This is a genomic window from Streptomyces sp. NPDC088097, from assembly GCF_044741845.1.
Taxonomy (GTDB): Bacteria; Actinomycetota; Actinomycetes; order Streptomycetales; family Streptomycetaceae; genus Streptomyces.
In genome coordinates, this window is the sequence record NZ_JBIUTJ010000017.1 from 1 (window position 1) to 21,384 (window position 21,384).

At 72.9% G+C, this 21,384-nt stretch carries 26 protein-coding genes and 1 pseudogene; 19 read left to right on the forward strand and 8 right to left on the reverse strand.

Annotated elements, in window-relative coordinates:
• A partial coding sequence (locus tag ACIOD1_RS30595) for a methionine adenosyltransferase domain-containing protein (RefSeq protein WP_401905989.1) occupies window positions 1-585 on the forward strand: 585 nt, incomplete at its 5' end.
• A gap of 154 nt (window positions 586-739) precedes the next feature.
• Window positions 740-2,788, forward strand: coding sequence for a primosomal protein N' (locus ACIOD1_RS30600; protein WP_401906101.1), 2,049 nt, complete (start codon window positions 740-742; stop codon window positions 2,786-2,788).
• Window positions 2,789-2,935: 147 nt separating this feature from the next.
• Here the strand turns inward: ACIOD1_RS30600 and ACIOD1_RS30605 are convergent, their stop codons facing one another.
• Window positions 2,936-3,466, reverse strand: coding sequence for a hypothetical protein (locus ACIOD1_RS30605; protein ID WP_365629412.1), 531 nt, complete (start codon window positions 3,464-3,466; stop codon window positions 2,936-2,938).
• A gap of 253 nt (window positions 3,467-3,719) precedes the next feature.
• On the opposite strand from ACIOD1_RS30605, the gene fmt reads away from it, so the two are divergent.
• The 4 genes and pseudogenes from fmt to ACIOD1_RS30625 all read left to right on the forward strand — a co-directional run bounded on the left by fmt (window position 3,720) and on the right by ACIOD1_RS30625 (window position 6,961).
• Window positions 3,720-4,664: a methionyl-tRNA formyltransferase gene (gene fmt, locus ACIOD1_RS30610; RefSeq protein WP_365629415.1), complete on the forward strand. Its 945-nt coding sequence runs from the start codon at window positions 3,720-3,722 to the stop codon at window positions 4,662-4,664.
• Between the two features lie 111 nt (window positions 4,665-4,775).
• Window positions 4,776-6,236 (forward strand): transcription antitermination factor NusB, encoded by a 1,461-nt coding sequence (locus tag ACIOD1_RS30615; RefSeq protein ID WP_365629418.1) that lies wholly within the window; start codon window positions 4,776-4,778, stop codon window positions 6,234-6,236.
• A 70-nt stretch (window positions 6,237-6,306) separates the two neighbouring features.
• A pseudogene (locus ACIOD1_RS30620) lies at window positions 6,307-6,567 on the forward strand (class I SAM-dependent methyltransferase); the annotation flags it as partial.
• Between the two features lie 31 nt (window positions 6,568-6,598).
• Entirely contained in the window at window positions 6,599-6,961 is a 363-nt protein-coding gene (locus ACIOD1_RS30625; RefSeq protein WP_401905993.1) for a hypothetical protein, read from the forward strand.
• On the opposite strand, the gene ACIOD1_RS30630 is transcribed toward ACIOD1_RS30625, so the two are convergent.
• Entirely contained in the window at window positions 6,914-7,246 is a 333-nt protein-coding gene (locus ACIOD1_RS30630; RefSeq protein ID WP_401905995.1) for a helix-turn-helix domain-containing protein, read from the reverse strand. The genes ACIOD1_RS30625 and ACIOD1_RS30630 overlap by 48 nt on opposite strands.
• On the reverse strand, window positions 7,246-7,449 hold the full coding sequence (locus tag ACIOD1_RS30635) for a hypothetical protein (RefSeq protein WP_365629424.1): 204 nt from the start codon (window positions 7,447-7,449) through the stop codon (window positions 7,246-7,248). Before ACIOD1_RS30635 ends, ACIOD1_RS30630 begins: the two co-directional genes overlap by 1 nt.
• Window positions 7,450-7,866: 417 nt before the next feature.
• Between ACIOD1_RS30635 and rpe the strand changes: the two genes are divergently transcribed.
• The 5 genes from rpe to ACIOD1_RS30660 all read left to right on the forward strand — a co-directional run bounded on the left by rpe (window position 7,867) and on the right by ACIOD1_RS30660 (window position 10,976).
• Window positions 7,867-8,553, forward strand: coding sequence for a ribulose-phosphate 3-epimerase (rpe, locus tag ACIOD1_RS30640; RefSeq protein WP_365629427.1), 687 nt, complete (start codon window positions 7,867-7,869; stop codon window positions 8,551-8,553).
• Between the two features lie 138 nt (window positions 8,554-8,691).
• Window positions 8,692-9,708 carry a sugar-binding domain-containing protein gene (locus ACIOD1_RS30645; protein WP_365629556.1) on the forward strand — a complete coding sequence of 339 codons (1,017 nt, stop codon included), beginning with the start codon at window positions 8,692-8,694 and terminating at the stop codon, window positions 9,706-9,708.
• A gap of 98 nt (window positions 9,709-9,806) precedes the next feature.
• Window positions 9,807-10,028 carry a CarD family transcriptional regulator gene (locus tag ACIOD1_RS30650; RefSeq protein WP_365629431.1) on the forward strand — a complete coding sequence of 74 codons (222 nt, stop codon included), beginning with the start codon at window positions 9,807-9,809 and terminating at the stop codon, window positions 10,026-10,028.
• A gap of 49 nt (window positions 10,029-10,077) precedes the next feature.
• Window positions 10,078-10,548, forward strand: coding sequence for a ribonuclease domain-containing protein (locus ACIOD1_RS30655; RefSeq protein WP_365629434.1), 471 nt, complete (start codon window positions 10,078-10,080; stop codon window positions 10,546-10,548).
• Window positions 10,545-10,976, forward strand: a complete 432-nt coding sequence (locus ACIOD1_RS30660; RefSeq protein ID WP_401905999.1) for a barstar family protein — start codon at window positions 10,545-10,547, stop codon at window positions 10,974-10,976. The genes ACIOD1_RS30655 and ACIOD1_RS30660 overlap by 4 nt, the downstream gene beginning before the upstream one ends.
• Before the next feature lie 79 nt (window positions 10,977-11,055).
• Here ACIOD1_RS30660 and ACIOD1_RS30665 read toward each other — a convergent pair whose 3' ends face one another.
• From ACIOD1_RS30665 to ACIOD1_RS30685, 5 genes are all read right to left on the reverse strand, one after another.
• Complete coding sequence (locus ACIOD1_RS30665) at window positions 11,056-11,535, reverse strand: group II truncated hemoglobin (RefSeq protein WP_365629440.1); 480 nt, start codon at window positions 11,533-11,535, stop codon at window positions 11,056-11,058.
• Window positions 11,532-11,861 (reverse strand): antibiotic biosynthesis monooxygenase, encoded by a 330-nt coding sequence (locus ACIOD1_RS30670; protein WP_365629443.1) that lies wholly within the window; start codon window positions 11,859-11,861, stop codon window positions 11,532-11,534. Before ACIOD1_RS30670 ends, ACIOD1_RS30665 begins: the two co-directional genes overlap by 4 nt.
• 77 nt (window positions 11,862-11,938) lie before the next feature.
• A complete protein-coding gene (locus ACIOD1_RS30675) occupies window positions 11,939-12,445 on the reverse strand; it encodes a hypothetical protein (protein WP_365629446.1) in 507 nt (168 codons plus the stop codon).
• 121 nt (window positions 12,446-12,566) lie between these two features.
• Complete coding sequence (locus tag ACIOD1_RS30680) at window positions 12,567-14,204, reverse strand: FAD-dependent oxidoreductase (RefSeq protein ID WP_365629559.1); 1,638 nt, start codon at window positions 14,202-14,204, stop codon at window positions 12,567-12,569.
• 122 nt (window positions 14,205-14,326) lie between these two features.
• Entirely contained in the window at window positions 14,327-14,599 is a 273-nt protein-coding gene (locus ACIOD1_RS30685; protein ID WP_365629449.1) for a UBP-type zinc finger domain-containing protein, read from the reverse strand.
• A gap of 277 nt (window positions 14,600-14,876) precedes the next feature.
• On the opposite strand from ACIOD1_RS30685, the gene ACIOD1_RS30690 reads away from it, so the two are divergent.
• From ACIOD1_RS30690 to ACIOD1_RS30725, 8 genes are read left to right on the forward strand one after another with little or no spacing between them, the layout of a single operon-like run.
• Complete coding sequence (locus ACIOD1_RS30690) at window positions 14,877-15,701, forward strand: type 1 glutamine amidotransferase domain-containing protein (protein ID WP_365629452.1); 825 nt, start codon at window positions 14,877-14,879, stop codon at window positions 15,699-15,701.
• A gap of 18 nt (window positions 15,702-15,719) precedes the next feature.
• Complete coding sequence (locus tag ACIOD1_RS30695) at window positions 15,720-17,363, forward strand: thiamine pyrophosphate-binding protein (RefSeq protein ID WP_401906004.1); 1,644 nt, start codon at window positions 15,720-15,722, stop codon at window positions 17,361-17,363.
• Between the two features lie 45 nt (window positions 17,364-17,408).
• Complete coding sequence (locus tag ACIOD1_RS30700) at window positions 17,409-17,840, forward strand: nuclear transport factor 2 family protein (RefSeq protein WP_365629458.1); 432 nt, start codon at window positions 17,409-17,411, stop codon at window positions 17,838-17,840.
• A gap of 13 nt (window positions 17,841-17,853) precedes the next feature.
• On the forward strand, window positions 17,854-18,309 hold the full coding sequence (locus ACIOD1_RS30705; protein WP_365629461.1) for a nuclear transport factor 2 family protein: 456 nt from the start codon (window positions 17,854-17,856) through the stop codon (window positions 18,307-18,309).
• 13 nt (window positions 18,310-18,322) lie between these two features.
• The gene (locus tag ACIOD1_RS30710) at window positions 18,323-18,703 is read left to right on the forward strand and encodes a nuclear transport factor 2 family protein (protein ID WP_365629464.1); all 381 of its coding nucleotides are present in this window, start codon (window positions 18,323-18,325) and stop codon (window positions 18,701-18,703) included.
• 13 nt (window positions 18,704-18,716) lie between these two features.
• On the forward strand, window positions 18,717-20,330 hold the full coding sequence (locus ACIOD1_RS30715; protein WP_365629467.1) for a GMC family oxidoreductase N-terminal domain-containing protein: 1,614 nt from the start codon (window positions 18,717-18,719) through the stop codon (window positions 20,328-20,330).
• Complete coding sequence (locus tag ACIOD1_RS30720) at window positions 20,323-20,934, forward strand: DJ-1/PfpI family protein (protein ID WP_365629470.1); 612 nt, start codon at window positions 20,323-20,325, stop codon at window positions 20,932-20,934. Before ACIOD1_RS30715 ends, ACIOD1_RS30720 begins: the two co-directional genes overlap by 8 nt.
• Window positions 20,934-21,383 carry a VOC family protein gene (locus tag ACIOD1_RS30725; RefSeq protein ID WP_401906009.1) on the forward strand — a complete coding sequence of 150 codons (450 nt, stop codon included), beginning with the start codon at window positions 20,934-20,936 and terminating at the stop codon, window positions 21,381-21,383. Before ACIOD1_RS30720 ends, ACIOD1_RS30725 begins: the two co-directional genes overlap by 1 nt.
• Window position 21,384 lies beyond the last annotated feature (1 nt).

The following is a 21,384-nucleotide window of genomic DNA, read 5'->3' on the forward strand; positions in this document are numbered from 1 at the left end:
CTGCTGGCCCCGGACATTCGCGAGTTCGTCGTGGAGCACGTGCTGGCGCAGCTCGTCGAGGACGGCATCAAGCTCGACACCGAGGGCTACCGCCTCCTGGTGAACCCGACCGGGCGCTTCGAGATCGGCGGCCCGATGGGCGACGCCGGCCTCACCGGTCGCAAGATCATCATCGACACCTACGGCGGCATGGCCCGTCACGGTGGCGGCGCCTTCTCCGGCAAGGACCCGTCCAAGGTCGACCGCAGCGCCGCCTACGCCATGCGCTGGGTCGCCAAGAACGTCGTCGCCGCCGGCCTCGCCTCGCGCTGCGAGGTCCAGGTCGCGTACGCCATCGGCAAGGCCGAGCCCGTCGGTCTCTTCGTCGAGACCTTCGGCACGCACAAGGTGGACGTGCAGAAGATCGAGGACGCCATCGGCCAGGTCTTCGACCTGCGCCCGGCCGCGATCATCCGCGACCTCGACCTGCTGCGGCCGATCTACGCCCAGACCGCCGCCTACGGCCACTTCGGCCGCGAGCTGCCGGACTTCACCTGGGAGCGCACCGACCGCGTCGACGCCCTGCGCGCCGCCGCCGGTCTGTAGGACGACCGGGTAGCGGCCCCACGTACCGCTCGACGCACGGCCCCGTACCTCCGCCCGAGGCACGGGGCCGTCGTTGTCGGCGGTGTTTGGTAAGAATGCAGGTGTGAGCAGCGCGAACGATTCCCCGCCGGAACAGCTCGCACTGATCCGGGAGATGGTCGCCGAGGCGAAGGCCAAGGCGCCCAAGGCCAAACCCCGCACCTGGCGTGGGGCCGCCCTCGCCGAGGAACTGCCGGTCGCCCGCGTCCTCGTCAACAAGGGCGTGCTCCACCTCGACCGGCTGTTCGACTACGCCGTGCCGGCCGAGCTGTCCGACACCGCGCGCCCCGGGGTCCGGGTCCGGGTGCGCTTCGGGGCGGGCTCCCACCAGGTCCATGGCGGCCGTCGCGAGGGCGGCGGCCTCATCGACGGGTTCATCGTCGAGCGGCGCGCCGAGTCCGACTACGAGGGGACCCTCGCCGCCCTCGCCCAGGTGGTCTCGCCCGAGGTGGTCCTCGGCCCCCGGCTCCTCGCCCTCACCCGCGCCGTCGCCGACCGGTACGCGGGCAGCCTCGCCGACGTGCTCCAGCTGGCCCTGCCCCCGCGCAGCGCCCGCGCCGAGTCCAAGCCCTCTCCGGAGCCGCTGCCCCCGCCCGACGTGCCCGAGCCCGGCCCCTGGAACCGTTACGCCGCCGGGCCCACCTTCCTGCGCGCGCTGGCGAGCGGGGGCGCCCCGCGCGCCGTGTGGACCGCCCTGCCCGGCCCCGACTGGGCGGACGAGCTGGCCCGCGCCATGGCCGCCACCCTCGCCTCCGGCCGAGGCGCCCTCGCCGTGGTCCCCGACGGGCGCACCGCCTCCCGGGTGGACGCGGCCCTGACCGCCCTGCTCGGCGAGGGCCGGCACGCGCTCCTCACCGCCGACTCGGGCCCCGAGCGGCGCTACCGGCAGTGGCTCGCCGTCAGCCGGGGCTCCGTCCGGGCCGTCGTCGGCACCCGGGCCGCCATGTTCGCGCCCGTCCACGACCTCGGGCTGGTCGCCGTCTGGGACGACGGGGACTCCAGCCACGCCGACGTCAACGCCCCCTTCCCGCACGTCCGCGAGGTGCTGGAGCTGCGCGCGGTCAGCGAGGGCTGCGCCTTCCTCGTCGGGAGCACGAGCTGCACCGTGGAGGCCGCCCAGCTCGTGGAGTCCGGCTGGGCCCGGCCGCTGGTCGCCGACCGCGCGACCGTACGGGCCCTCGCCCCCCGCATCCGGACCGTCGGCGACGAGCTGCTGGCCCGGGACGGCGCCGCCCGCGCGGCCCGCCTGCCCAGCCTGGCCTGGGAAACCGTGAGGGAGGGCCTGGCGAGCGGGCCCGTCCTCGTCCAGGTGCCCCGGCGCGGGTACGTGCCCCGGCTGGCGTGCGAGCGCTGCCGGACCCCGGCCCGCTGCCGGGTGTGCGCCGGACCGCTGGAGGCCCCCGACCAGCGGGCGCTGCACTGCGGCTGGTGCGGGCGGGACGAGGGCGCGTGGCACTGCGAGGAGTGTGGCTCCTTCCGGCTGCGGGCCCAGGTGGTCGGCGCCCGGCGCACCGCGGAGGAACTGGGCCGGGCCTTCCCGGCCGTGGCCGTACGGACCTCCGGGCGCGACCACGTACTGGACGAGGTGCCGGACCGGCCCGCCCTGGTGGTGTGCACCCCGGGCGCCGAACCGGTCGCAGCGGGCGCCGGGTACGCGGCGGCGCTGCTGCTGGACGGTTGGGCCATGCTGAGCCGGCCCGACCTGCGGGCGGGAGAGGACGCCCTGCGCCGCTGGATCGGCGCCGCCGCGCTGGTCCGGCCCGGCGGACAGGTGGTCGTCGTCGCGGAGCCCACGCTGCGCCCCGTCCAGGCCCTGGTGCGCTGGGACCCGGTCGGACACGCGGTGCGGGAGCTGGCCGAGCGGGCCCAACTGGGGTTCCCGCCCGTGTCCCGGATGGCCGCCGTGGCCGGCCGGGGGGACGCCCTGGAGGAGTTCCTCGCGTCGGCCGCGCTGCCGGGCGACGCCGAGATCCTCGGGCCCGTACCGCTGCCCGGGCGGCGCGGGGAGCCCTCGGGCGGGGAGCGGGCCCTGGTACGGGTGCCGCCGGGGAGCGGGGCCGCGCTGGCCGCCGCCCTCAAGGCCGCGCAGGCCGCCCGGCTGGTGCGCGGGGTTCCGGCGGGGGAGGTCGTCCGGATCCGGATCGACCCGCCCGACATCGGCTGAGCGCGGGGCCGCCGGCCGCACCCGCGCACCGGGACGTGGAACGCCCCCGGCGGGAGCGACCGTGGGGGTCGCCCCGCCGGGGGCGGGCTTCGGGGTCACGGCCACGACCGGCCGTCGGGGGTCGGCGTCCCGGCGGCGGGCGCGGGGTCAGCCGTTGCGCGGGCCCGGGAAGGCGGACGGCCGCGAGGCCGCCACGACCGGGCTCCCGACCTGGGAGTCCTCGCGCACGGGCTGCGGGGGCACGGAACGGGCCGCGGGGATGGTCGGGAGCGGCCCCAGGGTCCGGGTCGTCGTCGTCTCGACCGGCGCCTCCACGACCTCGGCGGCCTGCGCGCGCCGGGCCCCGTAGCGCCGGTGCACGGCCTGCTTGGTGACGCCGAGGGCGGAACCGACGGCGTCCCAGGAGAAGCCGAGGGAACGGTCGAAGTCCACCGCCGCGGTGACCAGGGTCTCCACGCTGTCGCGCAGCTCTTGGGCGAGGCGGACGGTGGGGGCGGGCGCCCTGCCGTAGACGACGAAGCCCGTGGAGGGCCCGGAGCGGCGCGGGCGGTACACGTTGCCGAGCTGGGCGGTGAGGGTACGCAGAGCGTCCACCTGCCGGCGAACCCGCTCGATGTCCCGCACCAGGAGGTGCAGACTGGCCCGTGCTTGGGCGTCGTGGGTGGCGTGGTCGGCCATGGAGAAGCCTCTCGAACCGGTGCTGAAGAGCGGATGGGGCCGCAGACACCGTTCTGATTTCGCGGCCCGTTTCGGTCAATCTCACTTGACCAACGCTCCACCCGGCGCCAGGTCACGCATCAGGGGCGTGTCGGCATATGCGAGGGGCGCGCGGGTCCCCGTACGCCCCCTCGCCGACGCCGGTGGGTGGGCGCGCGGACGCCCCCATAGACTGGTGCGCTGCCGACAGTCGAGATAGCGAGGTAGTACCCCAGTGAAGCTCGTCTTCGCAGGCACCCCCGAGGTCGCCGTGCCCGCCCTGGACGCTCTGATCGCCTCCGGGCGCCACGAGATCGCGGCCGTGATCACCCGCCCCGACGCCCCCGCCGGGCGGGGGCGTCGCATGGTGGCCAGCCCCGTGGCCGAGCGCGCCGAGGAGGCCGGGATCGAGGTCCTCAAGCCGGTCCGGCCGCGCGACGAGGAGTTCCAGGCCCGGCTCCGCGAGATCGGCCCGGACTGCTGCCCCGTCGTCGCCTACGGGGCGTTGATCCCCAAGAGCGCCCTGGACATCCCCCGCCACGGCTGGGTCAACCTGCACTTCTCGCTGCTGCCCGCCTGGCGCGGAGCCGCGCCCGTCCAGCAGTCGATCATCGCCGGCGACGAGGTCACCGGCGCCTCCACCTTCCGGATCGAGGAGGGGCTGGACACCGGTCCCGTCTTCGGGATCCTGACCGAGGAGATCCGCCCGACCGACACCAGCGGCGACCTGCTGACCCGCCTGGCCTTCGCCGGCTCCGGACTGCTGTCCGCGACCATGGACGGCATCGAGGACGGCACCCTGCGCGCCGTCGAGCAGCCCGCCGAGGGCATCTCGCTCGCGCCGAAGATCACCGTCGAGGACGCCCGGATCGACTGGAAGGCCCCCGCGCTGCGCGCCGACCGGCTCGTGCGCGGCTGCACCCCGGCGCCGGGCGCGTGGACCGTCTTCCGCGGGGAGCGGCTCAAGCTGATCTCCGTCGGGCTCGTCCCCGACCGCGGCGACCTGGCCCCCGGCGTCCTGGCCCCGGCGAAGAACAACGTGTACGTCGGCACCGGCTCGCACGCCGTCGAGCTGCTCTGGGTGCAGCCGCAGGGCAAGAAGCCGATGAAGGGCGCCGACTGGGCCCGCGGGGTGCGCATCGCTCCCGGCGAGCGCCTGGGCGGCGTCGACGTAGGCTGATCGGGAGCGCGGCGTCCGCGCCGCCCGCGAGCGGAAGCCCGCACCCCCTGTAGTACTCGTGCCTGAAGTACGTGACACCCGAAGCACTCGTAACCCCGGAGCACCTTTCACGTGAGCGACCAGCCCCGCACGCCCGCCGTCAAGAAGGACGGCCGCCCGGCCAAGCCGTACCGCCGGCCCAAGAAGGACCCCGTCCGGATGCTGGCCTTCGAGGCCCTGCGGGCCGTGGGCGAGCGGGACGCGTACGCGAACCTCGTGCTGCCCCCGCTGCTGAAGAAGGCCCGGCAGAACGAGGAGTTCCAGGCGCGCGACGCGGCGCTGGCCACCGAGCTGGTCTACGGCACCCTGCGCCGCCAGGGCACCTACGACGCGGTGATCAAGGCCTGCATCGACCGGCCGCTGCGCGAGGTGGACCCGCCGGTCCTGGACGTGCTGTCGCTGGGCGCCCACCAGCTGCTCGGCACCCGCATCCCCACCCACGCGGCCGTCTCGGCCAGCGTGGAGCTGGCCCGGGTGGTGCTCGGCGACGGGCGGGCGAAGTTCGTCAACGCCGTGCTCCGCAAGATCTCCGCGCACGACCTCGACGGCTGGCTGGAGAAGGTCGCCCCGCCCTACGAGGACGACGCCGAGGAACACCTCGCCGTCTACCACTCGCACCCGCGCTGGATCGTCAGCGCCTTGTGGGACGCGCTGGGAGGCGGCCGGGCCGGCATCGAGGACCTCCTGGAGGCCGACAACGAGCGGCCCGAGGTCACCCTCGTCGCCCGACCGGGCCGCTCCACCACCGAGGAACTCCTCGCCGCCGTGGGCGAGGACTCGGCCCTGCCGGGCCGCTGGTCCCCGTACGCCGTTCGGATGGCCGAGGGCGGCGAGCCGGGCGCGCTGGAGGCGGTGCGCGAGGGGCGCGCCGGGGTCCAGGACGAGGGCAGCCAGCTGGTGGCCATGGCTCTCGCGACGGTCCCGATCGAGGGCCGTGACGAACGGTGGCTCGACGGCTGCGCCGGTCCGGGCGGCAAGGCGGCGCTGCTGGCCGCGCTCGCCGCGCCCCGGGGCGCCTTCCTGCTGGCCTCCGAGAAGCAGCCGCACCGCGCCCGGCTGGTCGAGCGGTCGCTCGCCGGCAACCCGGGCCCCTACCAGGTCATCACGGCCGACGGCACCCGCCCGCCGTGGCAGCCGGGCTCCTTCGACCGGGTCCTGATGGACGTCCCCTGCTCCGGCCTGGGCGCGCTGCGCCGTCGCCCCGAGGCACGTTGGCGCCGCCGTCCCGAGGATCTGGAGGCCTTCGCGCCGCTCCAGCGCGGGCTGCTGCGCGAGGCCCTGTCGGCGGTACGGGTGGGCGGCGTGGTGGGCTATGCGACCTGCTCCCCGCACCTGGCGGAGACCCGGGTCGTCGTGGAGGACGTGCTCAAGGGGCGCGGCGCGGGCGCGAGCCCCATCTCGGCGGAACTGATCGACGCCCGGCCGTACATGTCGGACGTGCCCGCCCTGGGCGACGGTCCGGACGTCCAGCTGTGGCCCCACCTGCACGGCACGGACGCGATGTACCTGGCCCTGCTGCGCCGCACGGCGTAGTCGGGCGGGCCCGCCCCGGGCGAGCGGTCCGTTCAAGACGGGGGCGCTGGGCGGTCGCCAGGGTGGGGGCATGACAGAGCAGAGCTTCACCCCGGCCCTGGGCCGGCTCGCCCCCACGCGTTTCCACGACGGCGTCGTCGCCCTGACCCGGGAGCGGCTCTGGCGGGGGCTGACGGCCCTGTACGTGGCCCCGCGGGCCGGCGTGGAGGTCGTCGACGTGGGCTTCGGAACCGGCTCCCTGGCGGTGCTGCCGGGCCGGGTCGAGCCGGGGGCCCGGATTGTTGGGGTGGACCCCGACCCGGAGGTGCTCGCGGTCGCGCGGCGCAAGGCGGCGGCGGCCGGTGAGGAGGCCGACCTGGCGGGTGGGCAGGGGCGACGAACTGGGGGAGCTGGTGGGGGCGGGGACGGCGGACACCGTCGTGTCCAGCCTGGTGCCGCACCAGTGCGCCCTGCCGGTGAAGCGGGCCGTCCTGGCCTCGATGGCCGAGGCGCTGCGCCCCGGCGGGAAGCTGGTCATCGCCGACTACGGGCTCCAGCGCACCCGGCGCATGCGCCTGGCCTTCCGTACGGTGCAGTTCGCCGACGGCCCGGAGGGCACCCGGCCCAACGCCGAGGGGGTCCTGCCGGAGCTGATGGCGCAGGCCGGCTTCCGGGAGGTGCGCGAGGCCGAGGTCGTGTCAACCGTCACCGGGTCCCTCTCCGTCTACGTGGCCCGGCGCGGCTGACGGTCGCAGCAGCGGCGCCACCGCGGCCAGTGTCAGGCCGGTCATCTCGCGCAGCTGCCGGGTGAAGTGGGCCTGGTCCGCGAAGCCGCCGTCGAGGGCCGCCTCGGCGGGGGAGCGGCCCTCGCCCAGGGCCCGGGCCGCGCGGGACAGGGCCTGCCGGATCCTCCAGCGCGCCGCCGGCATGCCGAGCCGGCCGCGGGCGAGGGCGAGCAGCCGCCGAGGGGACAGCCCGACGGTCGGGGCCAAGGAGGCGATCGGGATCCGCTCCCGGGCCGGCGCTCCCATCACCGCCGGCAGGCGCCTGTCCGGCTCGCGTGAGGGACGGGCGCGGTCGCCGCGCGGACCTCCTCCTCGCGCAGCGCGCCCAGCTCGGGCGCCGCCGTGACGCCGGGGGCGTGCAGGGCGCGCAGTCGGTCGGCGAAGGCGCAGTGCGGTTCGACGTAGAAGACCAGCAGCTCCGGCGAGGCGCACAGCCGGTGGCGGACCATCGGCCGGCACGAGGACCGCCGCGGCGCGGTGCGGGCGACCCGACGCGTCCTCCACGGTCACCTCGCCGCGCGGGGCCGGGGCGATCCGGAAGGCGGCGTGGGCGTGCGGGGAGCCGTCGACGGCGGGCCCCCGGTGCAGCGCGCAGCCCTCGCGCAGGACGAAGTGCGCGGCGCCGGCCGCCCCCGGCCCACCGCGTCCCGGCTCGCGTGCGCGCGTCGCCATGTCCCGCCCCCACCCCGTGTCGTGCGTCACCCCGTCGCGGGACGACCTTGGGTCCTCCGGCCGGCCTTCCCAGGGGGATTTCGACCTCGCAGGGTAGGTGAAGGATCGGCCATGATCGTTTAAGTCGGGCTACGAGGACGCGGAGTTCCCGGGCCGTGGCCGGAAGTGGCCGTGGGCATGGCACGCTTGGGGGCATGGCCGTTCAGATCAATCCCAGCATCCTGTCCGCCGACTTCTCCCGCCTCGCCGAAGAGGCCAGGGCCGTCGAGGGGGCGGACTGGCTGCACGTCGACGTGATGGACAACCATTTCGTCCCGAACCTCACGCTCGGCGTCCCGATCGTGGAGTCACTGAGCCGTGCCACGGACATCCCGCTGGACCTGCACCTGATGATCGAGGACCCGGACCGCTGGGCGCCGCAGTACGTGGAGGCGGGGGCCGGTTCGGTCACCTTCCACGCCGAGGCCGCCGCCGCTCCCGTGCGCCTCGCGCGCGAGATTCGGGCCCAGGGGGCGCGGGCGGCGATGGCGCTCAAGCCCGGGACGCCCATCGAGCAGTACGAGGACATCCTCCCCGAACTCGACATGGTGCTGATCATGACCGTCGAGCCGGGTTTCGGCGGCCAGTCCTTCCTCGACATCATGCTGCCCAAGGTCCGCCGGACCCGGGAGCTGATCGCCAAGCACGGTCTCGACCTCTGGCTCCAGGTCGACGGAGGGGTCTCGGCCTCCACCATCGAGCGGGTCGCGGAGGCCGGCGCGGACGTGTTCGTGGCGGGCAGCGCCGTATACGGCGCGGTCGACCCGGCCGCCGCCGTACGGACGTTGCGCGAGCAGGCGGGCGCGGCGATCGCGGCGGCGCCCTGGGCTTGCGACCACTGAGCCAAGGCTTGATGAACAGCTCGGTGAACGGCAGCCGTCCGGGCTGATCAACGGCCGTCGCATCTGACAGGATGAACGGCGAGTCGAGAGTGTGAACACGACAGTGTGAACGGCAGTGAGGAGAACGCGGTGTCTGCGATGTCGGCGGGACGGTCAGCCCTGCGGATGGGACCCGCGGAGCTGGTTCAGGCGGCGGCCATGGCGCGCCGCTTCTACCTGGAGGGCAAGTCCAAGATCCAGATCGCCGAGGAGTTCGGCGTGAGCCGCTTCAAGGTGGCCAGGGTCCTGGAGACCGCCCTCGAACGAGACCTGGTACGGATCGAGATCCGGGTCCCCGCAGAGCTGGACGCGGAGCGCTCCGACGCCCTGCGCGCCCGCTACGGCCTGCGGCACGCGGTGGTCGTCGAATCGCCCGCCGACGCCACCACCGAGGACGCCCCGGACCCGGAGAACCTCGGCGCGGTCGCCGCCGACCTGCTCGGCGAGCTGGTCAACGAGGGCGACGTCCTCGGGCTGGCCTGGGGGCGCTCCACGATCCACATGGCCGCCTCCCTGCACCGACTGCCCCCGTGCACCGTGGTCCAGCTGACGGGCGTCTACGACGCCGGGACGGCCGAGCGCGGCTCCGTGGAGGCCGTCCGCCGGGCCGCCCAGGTCTCCGGCGGGGACGCGCACCCCATCTACGCCCCGATGCTGCTGCCCGACCCGGCCACGGCGGCCGCGCTGCGCGGTCAGACGGGCATCGCGCGGGCGTTCGAGTACTTCGACAAGGTGACCGTCGCGGCCGTCTCCATCGGCTCCTGGGAGCCGGGCATCTCCACCGTCCACGACATGCTCAGTGACGAGGAGCGGGCGCACTACGCCTCCCTCGGCGTCGCCGCCGAGATGTCCGCGCACCTCTTCGACTCGGAAGGCCGAAGGGTCGGCCGGGATCTCGGAGAGCGCTGCATCACCGTGGAGGCCGACCGGCTGCGCCGGATCCCGGAGGTCGTGGCGATCGCCGGCGGGCTGCGCAAGGCCTCCGCGATCGGGGCGGTGCTCCGGTCCGGACTGGTGACCAGCCTGGTCACGGACACGGCGGTGGCGGACTACCTGCTCACCGAATCCGCCCCCGGACTGCGTCCGGCACTGGAACGGGCCGACCCGGACGAGTGAGCGCGGGAGCCGGCCGGCGGCCGGTGACGCGGATGGTGCCGGAATCGAGACCCGAACAGCGGACCGCGCCGGGCTCTCGGGGGCGCATACTGGATTCAATGACTAAGTCCGCAGTACCTCGCCGCCATTTGCCGTCCAGCCCGTTCAAGGCCCCCGTGGAACCGCCGCTCCGGCAGTTCAGCGTCGGCGACCGGGTGAGTCACGACGAGCACGGCCTCGGCCGTGTCGTCGGGATCGAGGAGGGGATCGCCGTTCTCGTCGATTTCGGGTCGGTCCAGAAACGAGTCCTGAGTCCCTACACCAAGATGTCCGCGCTCTGAATCAAGCAGGCGATTCGCGAGCGAATCGGATATTTGGCACGATCGGTGCATGATCTTTCGGAACGTGCCCCGATCGTTGCTGCGTGCGCTGGGGGCTCTGTTCCTCTGCGCCGCGCTGGTCGGCGCGGTGGGCTGCGGCGGGAAATCCGCCGCCCCGACGCCACCCGCCGTAGGTACCGGAGCCGCTGACACGCCGTCCGGCGTGGCCACGGGTGGCTCCGCGCCGCCCGCGTGGGCCCGCGGGAGGGCCACCGTACGCGCCGACGCGCTGCCGTCGCAGGCGCGCGAGGTGCTGGCCCTGATCGACGAGGGCGGCCCGTACGCCTACCGGCAGGACGGAACGGTCTTCGGGAACTTCGAGAAGGCCCTGCCCCGGCAGAAGCGCGGCTACTACCACGAGTTCACCGTGAGGACCCCGGGGGAGCGCGATCGTGGGGCCCGGCGGATCGTGACGGGCGGGGGCGGGGAGTTCTACTACACGGACGACCACTACCAGACCTTCAAGGCGGTTCTCCGATGAGCCGGATCCCGGAACCCGACCCGCGGTCGAAGCCGCTGGACCCCCGCCCCCTCGCGCCGGCCCTGGCCGCCGCCGAGGCGGCCGGCTGGACCACGCTCCGCCTCGACCTGGACGGCGTGCGCGGCAAGACCGCGCTGATGCGGAGCTGCGCGCGGGCGCTGCGGGCGCCGGAGTGGTTCGGTGCCAACTGGGACGCCCTCGCCGACACCCTGCGGGACCTGTCCTGGCTGCCGCCCGCGCCCGGCAGGCTGATCGCGGTGACCTCCTGGCAGGGCTACGCCCACGAGCGGCCCGACGACTGGGAGACCCTGCGGGAGGTGCTGGAGGAGGCCGTGGACTTCTGGCGGGACGCGTCCGTGGCGGGCGAGGGAGCACCGCTGACCGTACTGGCCGCCGACGGCGCCCGCCGGGGACACCGGCGGGGCTGAACGCGCGGAACGAGCCGAACGCGCGGGGACGGCCGAACGCGCCCGTGGGGGGCGGCTCGTGGCCGCCCCCCACGGGGTGTCACTCGGTCGCCGCGTCCTTCGGGACCCACGGCGGGGTCTGGCCCCAGGACCAGACCGGGATCTTCGCCGCGTCCACCGGCGGCGGGTTGGGGCCCGAGTAGATCAGGGCCATCCGCGTGCCCCACTCGATGTAGTAGACGAACACCGCGCGGAACTCGGGGTCCGTCGGGAGGTCGACCTCGTCGGCCGTGTCCAGCAGCAGGTCCACCCAGCGGCGGCGCTGTTCCTCGGTGATGGCGCGGCCCAGGTGCTTGGTGGCCATGTGCCGGTGGCCTCCGTGGTGCTCCGAGTACTCGGTCGGGCCGCCGAATACCTCCGACAGCCAGGCCGCCACGTGCTGGGGGTGTTCCGCGTCCATGCCGGCGAAGACCGGGGCGAGGACCTCGTCCCGCAGGGCGTGCGAGTAGAAGACGTCGGTGAGGCGGCGCATGGCCTCCTCCCCGCCCATCCACTCGTAGATCGTGGGGGTGGTGCTCATGACGTGCCGGCGGCCTTTCCCGGACCCACCACGGAGGTCACGAGGTAGTGCTTCATCTCCTCGATGTTCGCCACGTACGGGCGGATCGCGGCGAAGAAGGGCGGGAAGTGCTCGCCCTTGCGGAAGCCGTTGAGGTGGGCGTCGATCGAGGTCCAGCGGATGCGGAGGATGTAGTTCTCCGCCTCCTCCGCGGAGTGGGCCAGCTCGTAGTCGATGCACTCGGGGGACGCGGCCAGGGCGTCGGCCGCCCGGGCGTACGCGTCCTCGAACGCCTGCTGGTCCTGCGAGGCGACCCGGTAGCGGATGTACTCGACGGTGGTGGTCATGGTGTGCGTGCCTCTCCCTGGGATCAGGTGGTCCCGACCACCCTTCCGGGATCATGGTTTCCCGGTAAGGGTTTCCGCTACTCGGACTCCGACTTCTGGAGGTCAGGCTCCTGGAGGTCCGGTCCCTGGGAGCGGACCCGGTGGACCCGGTCGAGGGAGTCGCGCAGTTCCGCGAGCCACGTGTCGGTGTTCGTTCCGACGAGGCGGACGCACCAGGCGAGCGCGTCGGCCCGGCTGCGCGCCACGCCGCCGGCGACCAGGGTGTCGAGGACCTGGCGCTCGGACTGGCGCAGCCGCGTCATGACGGGGACCGCGAGGTGGGTGAAGAGGACGGTCTCCTCGCCCGAGCGCACGCCCCAGGCGACCTTGCGGCGGTAGAGCTCCTCCGCCTCGCGGGCCACCTCGACGCGCTGCTCGCGGGTGCGTTCGCGGAACTCCTTGACCGACTCCGTCGCCGGGGCGGTCCCGACGACGGTGATCTCCTCGCGGTCCACGGTGACCGAGACGAGGGACTCGTAGACGTCCACCGGCAGGCGCTCGGCGAACCACGCGCGGAGCTTCTCGCTCTGTTCGGCTGTAATCATGTAATCAACGTTGCATCCGTTCCCCGCGTGATCGCAAGGGGTGGGCCGTTCGCTCTGGGCGAGAGCGGCGCGGGGAGCGGTGTCGGGAGCGGTTCGGGGAGCGGCGCCGCAGGGGGCGCCCTCAGCCCATCGAGCGGTAGCGGTGGATCAGGGACACCGCCATGGCCCCCTCGCCGACACCCGACGCGACCCGCTTGACCGAGTGGGCCCGTACGTCGCCCGCCGCGAACACCCCGGGGACGCTGGTCTCCAGCGGGTAGGGGGCCCGCTCCAGGCTCCACTCCTCGGGCAGCTCCCCGCCGTTGGCGATCAGGTCGGAGCCGGTCAGCACGAAGCCGAACTCGTCTCGCTCCACCACTCCGGCCAGCCAGTCCGTGTGCGGTCGGGCCCCGATGAAGGTGAACATGAAGCGGGCCGGGGTCACGGTGTCCTCGCCCGTGTCGGCGTCGTGGAGGGTGATGGTCTCCAGGTGCTCGCCGCCGTCGAGGCGGACCACGGTGGTGCGCACCCGGACCTCGACGTTGGGGGTGCGCCCGATCTCGTCGATCAGGTAGCGGGACATGCTGTCGTCGAGGGAGGCCGCCCGGACCAGGATGGTCACCCGGGCCGCGTACTTGGCGAAGTGCACCGCCGCCTGGCCCGCCGAGTTGGCCCCGCCCACGATGAAGACGTGCTGCGAGATGCAGGCCGAACTCTCCGTCGTGGCCGCGCCGTAGTAGAGGCCCGCCCCCTCGAAGAGGTCGGCGCCGGGGGCCTGGAGCCGGTTGTAGGAGACGCCGGTGGCCAGCAGGACCGTCTCCGCGCTGATCTCCGTGCCGTCCGCCAGGGTGAGGATCTTCGCCGGGTCGTCCCGGGTCAGCGACATCACCTCGACGGGGTGCAGGATCTCGGCGCCGAACCGGGAGGCCTGGATCGTGGCCCGGCGGGTCAGGTCCCCGCCGGAGAGGCCCGAGGGGAAGCCGAGGTAGTTCTCGATCAGGCTGGAGGTGCCGGCCTGGCCGCCCGGGGCGCGGGAGTCCAGCATCAGCGTGGACAGGCCCTCGGAGGCCGAGTACACCCCGGCCGCGAGGCCCGCCGGACCGGCGCCCACGATGACGCACTCGTAGTGCGGGCGGGAGGCGGTGGTGGCCAGGCCCAGCCGACGGGCCAGCTCGGTGTCGGAGGGGGCGGAGAGCACCGACCCGTCCGGGAAGCGGACCAGCGGGAGCGCCGCGTCGGCCTGCGCGGCGGCGATCACGGTCAGCGCCTCGGGGTCCCGCTCCACGTTCAGGAAGCGGAACGGCTGCCCGTTGCGGGTGAAGAAGTCCCGGACGGCGTGGGTGCCGGGGGAGACCAGGTGGCCCGCCACGATGATCCCGTCGTAGGCCGGCCGGTAGGTGGCCAGCCAGTCCGACAGCAGGTCGTCCAGGACGGGGAACAACCGCTCGTGCGGCGGGTCCCAGGGCTTGAGCAGGTAGTAGTCCAGGCGGACCCGGTTGATGGCGGTGATGGCCGCGTCCGTCTCCGCGTACGCGGTGAGCAGGACCCGGCGGGCGTCCGGGAAGCGGCTGACGGCCTCCAGGAGGAACTCGACGCCGGTGACGTCGGGCATCCGCTGGTCGACGAGGAAGAGCGCCGGGTCGTGGCCGCGCTCGTCGAGGGAGTCGAGGATCTTGAGGGCGTCGGCGGCCGAGGAGGCGCCGAGCACCCGGTAGCGGTCCCCGTAGGCGCTGCGCAGGTCCCGGCGGACGGCGCGCAGGACCTGCGGGTCGTCGTCCACGGCCAGGATGACGGGCTTGCGGTTCTCCGCCCGGTCCGCGGCGACGGCGGTCGTGGTGGCGGTCGTGGTGGCGGCGGTGGACGGGGCCGTGGCGGGAGCGGCGGCGCGCTCGCGGGCCGCGCTCACGCGGGGTCCAACATCAGCTGGTCGGCGTAGCACCAGGCCCAGACCTCACCGGGCTCGTGGGAGGCCGCGATCGGGTGCTCCGTGGAGTGGTAGTGCCGGGTGGCGTGACGGTTCTTCGAAGAGTCGCAGCATCCGACGTGTCCGCAGCTCAGGCACATCCGCAGGTGCACCCAGGTGTCGCCGGTGACGAGGCACTCCTCGCAGCCCTCCGTACCGGGCTTCACCGGGCGTATCCGGTCGACGTGTGTGCACAACAGGTCCATCGTCATCGTCCCCGTCCCTCTCTCGCGCACTCGTGCTCCCCTACGCGCCCGTCAACCGCGGCGCGTGCCAGACCCTATGACGGGAATCGGGAAAAGGTTCATCGATTCGGCCGAGGTCATGAAGTCCTACGGCTACTTCATGACCTCGTCGGACGACTAGGTGAGGTGTCCCCGCGACCTGGCCGACTACCTCACGAAGTCGCATTCACGCCCTTTGACGCAGGCCCCGGCCGCACGCAGTGTGGGGAACGCCAACGACAACAGGCGGCGCCTGGAGGAATCTGTGAGCAGAAAGATTCTGGTCATTGTCTCCGAACATGGTTACTGGGCCGAAGAACTGATCGGCCCCGTATCCAAGTTCGACGAGCGGGGCTACGAGACCGTATTCGCGACGCCGACCGGAAAGCGTGCCCACGCACTTCCGCCGAGCCTCGACGCGAACTACCTCGACCCCCCGCTGGGACGCTCCGTCACCACCGAGGAGAACGCCCGGCTGGGCCGCGAGTTCGAGCAGTCGAGCCGACTCGACTCCCCGCTCGACATCGAGGCCTGGGTGCCCGAGCGCCCGTACACCAGCGACGAGGGCTATCTGCGCAAACTGGAGCAGTACCACCGCGATCTGGACAAGATCGACGCCGACGTCGCGGAGTACGACGCGATCCTCATCGTCGGCGGCAGCGGACCGATCGCCGACCTCGCCAACAACGAGCGGGTGCACGCCCTGATCCTGGCCTTCGAGAAGGCCGACAAGGTCGTCGCCGCCGAGTGCTACGGCGTCGCCTGCCTGGCCTTCGCCCGGGACTGGGACGACCGCAAGAGCATCCTGTGGGGCAAGCACGTGACCGGCCACTGCAAGGAGTACGACTACAAGGACGGCACCGGATTCCTCGGTACCGACTTCAACATGGGGCCGCCCCCGTATCCGCTGGAATACATCCTGCGCGATGCGACGGGCCCGCGCGGCGCCTATCACGGGAATTTCGGAAAGCCCGTGTCGGTGATCGTGGACTACCCGTTCGTCACCGGACGTTCGACCCCCGACTCGTACCTCACGGGGCAGAAGATCGTGGAAGTTCTGGAGGACGGTCTCACCCGCTACGGCTGGTAATCGATCAGGGGGAGTTCCATGAATGCCGAAGCCACTCCCGGCCGGGAAAGGCTGATCGAACAGTTCAAGGCCGACGGCCTGAATGTGATGTTCGGAAATCCGGGAACGGTGGAACAGGGATTCCTCGACGCGGTGGACGCGGCGGCGGACTTCTCCTATGTCCTCGCCCTTCAGGAAACGGTGGCCGCGGGCATCGCCGACGGCTATGCCCGGGCCACCGGGGGCGCTGCCCTGCTTCAACTCCACTCGGGGGTGGGGCTCGGCAACGGCATAGGCATGCTCTACCAGTCGCTGCGCGGGCACACCCCGCTCGTCGTGGTCGCCGGCGACGCCGGCGTCCGCTACGACGCGATGGACGCGCAGATGGCCTCCGACCTGGTGGCCATGGCCCGGCCCGTCACCAAGTACGCCACCCGCGTCACCGACCACCGCTCGGTGCTGCGCACCATCCGCAGGGCCGTCAAGATCGCCCTCACCCCGCCGCGCGGGCCGGTGTTCGTGGCCCTGCCGATGGACGTGCTGGACGAGCTGAACTCCGAGCCCGTGCTGCCCTCCACGACGGTGCTCACCGACGTGGCGCCCTCGCCCGCCTCGGTGGGAAGGGCGGCCGAACTGCTCGCCGCCGCGGAGCGCCCCGTCCTGCTCGTCGGGGACGGGGTCGCGCTCTCCGGGGCGCAGGCTGAACTCGTCGCCGTCGCCGAACTGTTGGGCGCCGACGTCTACGAGGTCGACTCCTCCGAGGTGAACATCGCGGCCTCGCACCCGCTGCGCCGCGGCCAGACGGGCCACATGTTCGGCCCGCACAGCAAGGAGCTGATCGGCCGGGCGGACGGGGTGCTGATCGTCGGCACCTACGTCTTCCCAGAGGTGTTCCCCGAACTGGAGAGCCCCTTCCGGCCGGGCGCCAAGGTCGTGCACATCGACCTCAACGCCTACGAGATCGCCAAGAACCACCCCGTGGACCTCGGCCTGGCGGCCGACCCCAAGCAGGCACTGCGCGCCCTGGCCGGCGCACTGGAGCGGCTGCTCGACCCGGCCCGGCGGGCGGCGGCCGCCGCGCGGCTCGACGTACGCACCCGGGAGCGGGCGCGCGAGGTACTCGCGGCGCCGCAGGACGACTCGCCCATGGCCGTCTTCCTGAGGACGCTGGCCGAGCGCACCGGCGGAGACCTGATCGTCTTCGACGAGGCGCTGACCACCTCCCCGCTCGTCACCCGGTACCTGCCCCCGGAGCGCCCGGGCGACTACCACCTCACCCGGGGCGGCTCGCTGGGCGTCGGATTCCCGGGGGCGGTCGGCGCCAAGCTCGCCCACCCGGACCGGCTCGTCGTCGGCTTCGCGGGCGACGGCGGGTCCATGTACACCTACCAGGCGCTGTGGACGGCGGTCCGGCACGGGATCAACGCCAAGTTCGTGGTCTGCAACAACCGCAAGTACCGGCTCCTGGACGACAACATCGCCCAGTACTGGCGCGAGCGGGACATCGCCGAGCACCCCTACCCGGGCTCCTTCGACCTCTCGCACCCCGAGATCGACTTCGCGGGCCTTGCCAGGGCGCTGGGCGCCGACGGCACGCGCGTGGAGAAGCCCGACGAGGCGGTGGCCGCGGTGACGAAGATGCTGGCGCACCCCGGCCCGTACCTCGTCGACGTCCAGATCTGAGAGCGACCGGCTCCACCCACACACCCACGGACAGGAGGAGACCGCATGCCCGCCGAGCGGCTGACCGAGGACGCCATCCGCACCTTCACCGAGAACTGGTACGTGGCCCTGGACCGCCACCTCCCGCTGGAGGAGGTGCTCGCCTTCATCACGGAGGACCTGCGGTTCGAGGTCCCCGAGGACACCTTCGTCGGCCACCAGGGCTTCGGCCGCTGGTACGGGGCCGTCACCAACCGGTTCTTCGACGAGGTGCACACCGTCACCAAGGTGGAGCCCGTCATCGAGGGCGACCGGGCGATCGTCCGGGTGCTCGTCAACTGGCAGGCCAAGATCTGGGACCCGCCGGGCGCCCGCAGCCAGTGGCTCGGCTTCGACGCCGACCAGACCTGGACCCTCGTCGCCGGCCCCGACGGGCCCCTGATCCAGCAGTACACCGTCAACGAACTGGCGCCGATGCCCGGTTCGGGCTCGCTCTGAAAGGGCCGGCGCGATGACCGAAGTGACACGTGAGCGGGTCGAGGCGGCCTACCGGGCCCTCGGCTCCGGGGACCGCGCCTCGATCCTGGAGTACTACTCCGAGGACCTGCGCTGGCTGGTCCCGGGCAACCACCCCCTGGCGGGTTGGTACGAGAGCCTGGACGCCTTCCTGGAGCTGATGGGGCAGACCCACAAGCTCACGGGCGGCACCTTCAGCATGGCCCTGGAGGCGGTCATGGTCGGCGAGGACTGCAGCGCCGACGTCTGCCGCAACGTCGCCCTGCGCGACGGCGCCGACCCGGGGAGCACCACCCCGTACGAGCGGATGGACTACCCGGTCTTCCACTTCATGCGCTGGCGGGACGGCCGGATCGTCGAGGGCCGCGACGGGCTCTTCGGCGACACGGCATCCGCCTTCAGCCGGTTCTGGGCGCCGTTCGCCCCGGACGGAACCCGCAGGGACCGATAGGGGGAATGAAACGATGAGCGCGCTGGACGCCCGAGAGATCCTCACCAAGTACTACGAGTACGCCAACGCCGGCGACTGGGACCGCTGGTGCGACCTGTTCGCCGAGGACCAGGTCATGGACGAGCAGCTCGCCGGACACATCGAGGGCCTGGAGACCCTGCGCTCGATGATGAAGGGCATGGGGGCCATGTACCGGGTCTTCCGCAACGAGCCCGTGCACTTCCTGGTCGACGGGGAGAAGGCCGCGGCCGTCTCCCACATCACCGCCGTCAGCCCCTCCGGCGAGGCCGTCGAGGCCGAGGTCATGAACTTCTTCCGGATCGTGGACGGACGGATCGCCTACATGGCGAACTACCACGACACCGCTCCCTTCCAGGTGCTGAGCCAGGGCTGAGGGGAGCGGACTCGTGGCCACAGAGCAGTACGACTACGTGATCGTGGGCTCCGGCACGGCCGGCAGCGTCCTCGCCCACCGCCTCTCCGAGGACCCGGACGTCTCCGTCCTGGTACTGGAGGCGGGCGGTGAGCGGATCCCGCCCGAGGTGGACGACCCGTCCTCCTGGTACAAGCTGCTGGGCGGACCCGTCGACTGGGGCTACACCAGCACCCCGCAGCCGGGCCTGGGCGGGCGGCGCACGTACGAACCGCGCGGCAAGGCCCCCGGCGGCAGCAGCAACCTCTACATCATGATGCACATCCGGGGCCACGCCTCGGACTTCGACAACTGGGCCTACCAGGGCGCGGCCGGCTGGGCGTACGAGGACGTGCTGCCGTACTTCGCCCGGCTGGAGGGCCAAGAGGACGCCACCGCGCCCACCACCGGCACCACCGGCCCGCAACGGATCACCAACGCGGGCCTGCACCGGCCCAACCCGACCTCCCGCGCCTTCATCGACGCCGCCGTGGAACTCGGCCACGAGGAGATCGCGGACTTCAACACCGACGGCCCCCGACGCGGCCTCTTCGGCGCCGGCTGGCACCACATCGACGTGGCCGACGGCCGCCGCCAGGGCGCCCTGGCCGCCTACCTGGAGCCGGCGCTGGAGCGCCCCAACCTGACCCTGCGCACCAACGCCCAGTCCACCCGGCTGCTCTTCGACGGCGACACCTGCACGGGCGTCGAGTACGCCCAGCTCAAGGCGCCCGCCGAGTTCCCCGGGCGGACCGTGCGCGACGGACACAGTGCCGTCCGGGAGCCCGGGACGCACACCGTGCGGGCCCGCCGCGAGGTCATCGTGGCGGCCGGGGCGATCGAGTCCCCGAAGCTGCTGTTGCTCTCCGGGCTCGGGCACCCCGACCGGTTGCGCGAGCACGGCATCGCGGTCACCGCCGCGCTGCCCGGGGTGGGCGAGAACTTCCACAACCACGTCCTGACCGGCCTGATGGCGGAGGTCTCCCAGGAGCTGCCGCCACCGACTCAGAACCTCTCGGAGAGCGCGCTGTTCCTGTCCTCCCGGCCCGGACTGCCCGCCCCCGACCTCCAGATCGCCTTCGTACACGTCCCGTTCGACGTGATCGTCGGGCAGGACCACCCCAATACGGTGTCGATCCTGCCGGGCCTCGTACGGCCGGTCTCGCGCGGCTGGATCAGGCTGGCGAGCGCCGATCCGCTGGCCCACCCGCTGGTCAACCCGAACTACCTGGGCGACCGCTGGGACCTGGAGCGGATGGTGCAGGCCGTCAAGATCTCCCGCGAACTCTTCGCGACCTCGGCCTTCTCCCCCTGGTACAAGCAGGAGCTCCAGCCCGGACCCGACTACGCGAGCGACGACGAACTGCGCACCTTCGTCCGCCAGAAGGCGGAGAGCTACCACCACCAGGCCGGCTCCTGCCGGATGGGCGTCGACGACCTCGCCGTCGTCGATCCCGAGCTGCGGGTGCACGGGGTGCGCAACCTCCGCGTCGTCGACGCGAGCGTGATGCCCGCCGTTCCGTCGGGCAACTGCCACACCGCCATCGCGATGATCGCCGAACGCGCGGCGGAGTTCGTCACCGCAACGAGGGGGGACCGAAGTGCCTGACGTCGTCCTGCGCGAGGGCGCGCTCACCGGGACCCGGATCGCGGTCCTCGTCGAGAGCGACTTCTACGAGCCGGAGATCTTCTACTACCAGCACCGCTTCGCCGAGGAGGGGGCCGAGGTCCACTTCCTGACCCGGCTGTGGGGCAACGACTCCATCACCTTCAGCGGCCACGAGTACCGCGCCCCCTTCACCGCCGACCGGTCCCTGGAGGGGATGGACGACGAGGAACTGCGCCGCTACTCCGCGATCATCGTGCCCTCGGGCATGGTCGCCGACCGGCTGCGCTACACCGAGGACGTGGACGTGCTGGCCCCGGCGACGGAGCTGCTGCGCCGGGCCTTCGAGGAGCCGACCGTCCTCAAGGGGATCATCTGCCACGGCATGTGGCTGGCCTCCTCCATCCCCGGCAAGATCCGCGGCCGCAAGGTCGTCTGCCACAACAACCTCATCGGGGACGTCCGCAACATGGGCGCCGAGTACGTCGACGAGGACGTGGTGGTCGACGGGGACCTGGTGACCGGTCGCACCGGCGCCCATCACCACCTCTTCGCCCGCCGGATCATCGAGCTGGTGGCCGCCGGTCGGGGCGGGAGGGCCGGCTGATGGGCGGGGCGGCGGTCGGCCGGATGGTGTGGTCCCACGTGGGCCTCAACTGCGCCGACCAGAAGACCACCGAGGCGTTCTACACCCGGTACTTCGGCTTCGACCGGGCCCGGGTCGTGGACCTCGGCGAGTCCCGGATCGTGTTCCTGCGCAAGGGGGACGCGTACCTGGAACTCTTCGCCGCGGGCGCCGAACCGGCCCGCACCGCGCACGACGACGGTCCGCCCGCCCCGGGGCGGATACGCCACCTGGCCTTCCAGACCGACAGCGTCGACGCGTTCCTCGCGGAACTGGGCGACGCGGCCGACGTGACCCTGGGGCCGCTGGACTTCGACGACTTCATCTGCGGCTGGCGGACCGTATGGCTCCGCGACCCCGACGGGGTGATCGTCGAGGTCAGCCAGGGGTACGAGGACGACCGCTCCCACGACGACAAGGACGGTGCATGAC

Excerpts from the sequence above, each read along its gene's own strand:
- ACIOD1_RS30600 (WP_401906101.1), top strand. The coding sequence starts at position 740 with ATGGTCGCCGAGGCGAAGGCCAAGGCGCCCAAGGCCAAACCCCGCACC.
- ACIOD1_RS30605 (WP_365629412.1), bottom strand. The coding sequence starts at position 3,466 with ATGGCCGACCACGCCACCCACGACGCCCAAGCACGGGCCAGTCTGCAC.
- ACIOD1_RS30630 (WP_401905995.1), bottom strand. The coding sequence starts at position 7,246 with ATGGGAGCGCCGGCCCGGGAGCGGATCCCGATCGCCTCCTTGGCCCCG.
- ACIOD1_RS30635 (WP_365629424.1), bottom strand. The coding sequence starts at position 7,449 with ATGGTCCGCCACCGGCTGTGCGCCTCGCCGGAGCTGCTGGTCTTCTAC.
- rpe (WP_365629427.1), top strand. The coding sequence starts at position 7,867 with ATGGCCGTTCAGATCAATCCCAGCATCCTGTCCGCCGACTTCTCCCGC.
- ACIOD1_RS30645 (WP_365629556.1), top strand. The coding sequence starts at position 8,692 with ATGTCGGCGGGACGGTCAGCCCTGCGGATGGGACCCGCGGAGCTGGTT.
- ACIOD1_RS30650 (WP_365629431.1), top strand. The coding sequence starts at position 9,807 with ATGACTAAGTCCGCAGTACCTCGCCGCCATTTGCCGTCCAGCCCGTTC.
- ACIOD1_RS30655 (WP_365629434.1), top strand. The coding sequence starts at position 10,078 with ATGATCTTTCGGAACGTGCCCCGATCGTTGCTGCGTGCGCTGGGGGCT.
- ACIOD1_RS30660 (WP_401905999.1), top strand. The coding sequence starts at position 10,545 with ATGAGCCGGATCCCGGAACCCGACCCGCGGTCGAAGCCGCTGGACCCC.
- ACIOD1_RS30665 (WP_365629440.1), bottom strand. The coding sequence starts at position 11,535 with ATGAGCACCACCCCCACGATCTACGAGTGGATGGGCGGGGAGGAGGCC.
- ACIOD1_RS30670 (WP_365629443.1), bottom strand. The coding sequence starts at position 11,861 with ATGACCACCACCGTCGAGTACATCCGCTACCGGGTCGCCTCGCAGGAC.
- ACIOD1_RS30675 (WP_365629446.1), bottom strand. The coding sequence starts at position 12,445 with ATGATTACAGCCGAACAGAGCGAGAAGCTCCGCGCGTGGTTCGCCGAG.
- ACIOD1_RS30685 (WP_365629449.1), bottom strand. The coding sequence starts at position 14,599 with ATGACGATGGACCTGTTGTGCACACACGTCGACCGGATACGCCCGGTG.
- ACIOD1_RS30695 (WP_401906004.1), top strand. The coding sequence starts at position 15,720 with ATGAATGCCGAAGCCACTCCCGGCCGGGAAAGGCTGATCGAACAGTTC.
- ACIOD1_RS30700 (WP_365629458.1), top strand. The coding sequence starts at position 17,409 with ATGCCCGCCGAGCGGCTGACCGAGGACGCCATCCGCACCTTCACCGAG.
- ACIOD1_RS30705 (WP_365629461.1), top strand. The coding sequence starts at position 17,854 with ATGACCGAAGTGACACGTGAGCGGGTCGAGGCGGCCTACCGGGCCCTC.
- ACIOD1_RS30710 (WP_365629464.1), top strand. The coding sequence starts at position 18,323 with ATGAGCGCGCTGGACGCCCGAGAGATCCTCACCAAGTACTACGAGTAC.
- ACIOD1_RS30725 (WP_401906009.1), top strand. The coding sequence starts at position 20,934 with ATGGGCGGGGCGGCGGTCGGCCGGATGGTGTGGTCCCACGTGGGCCTC.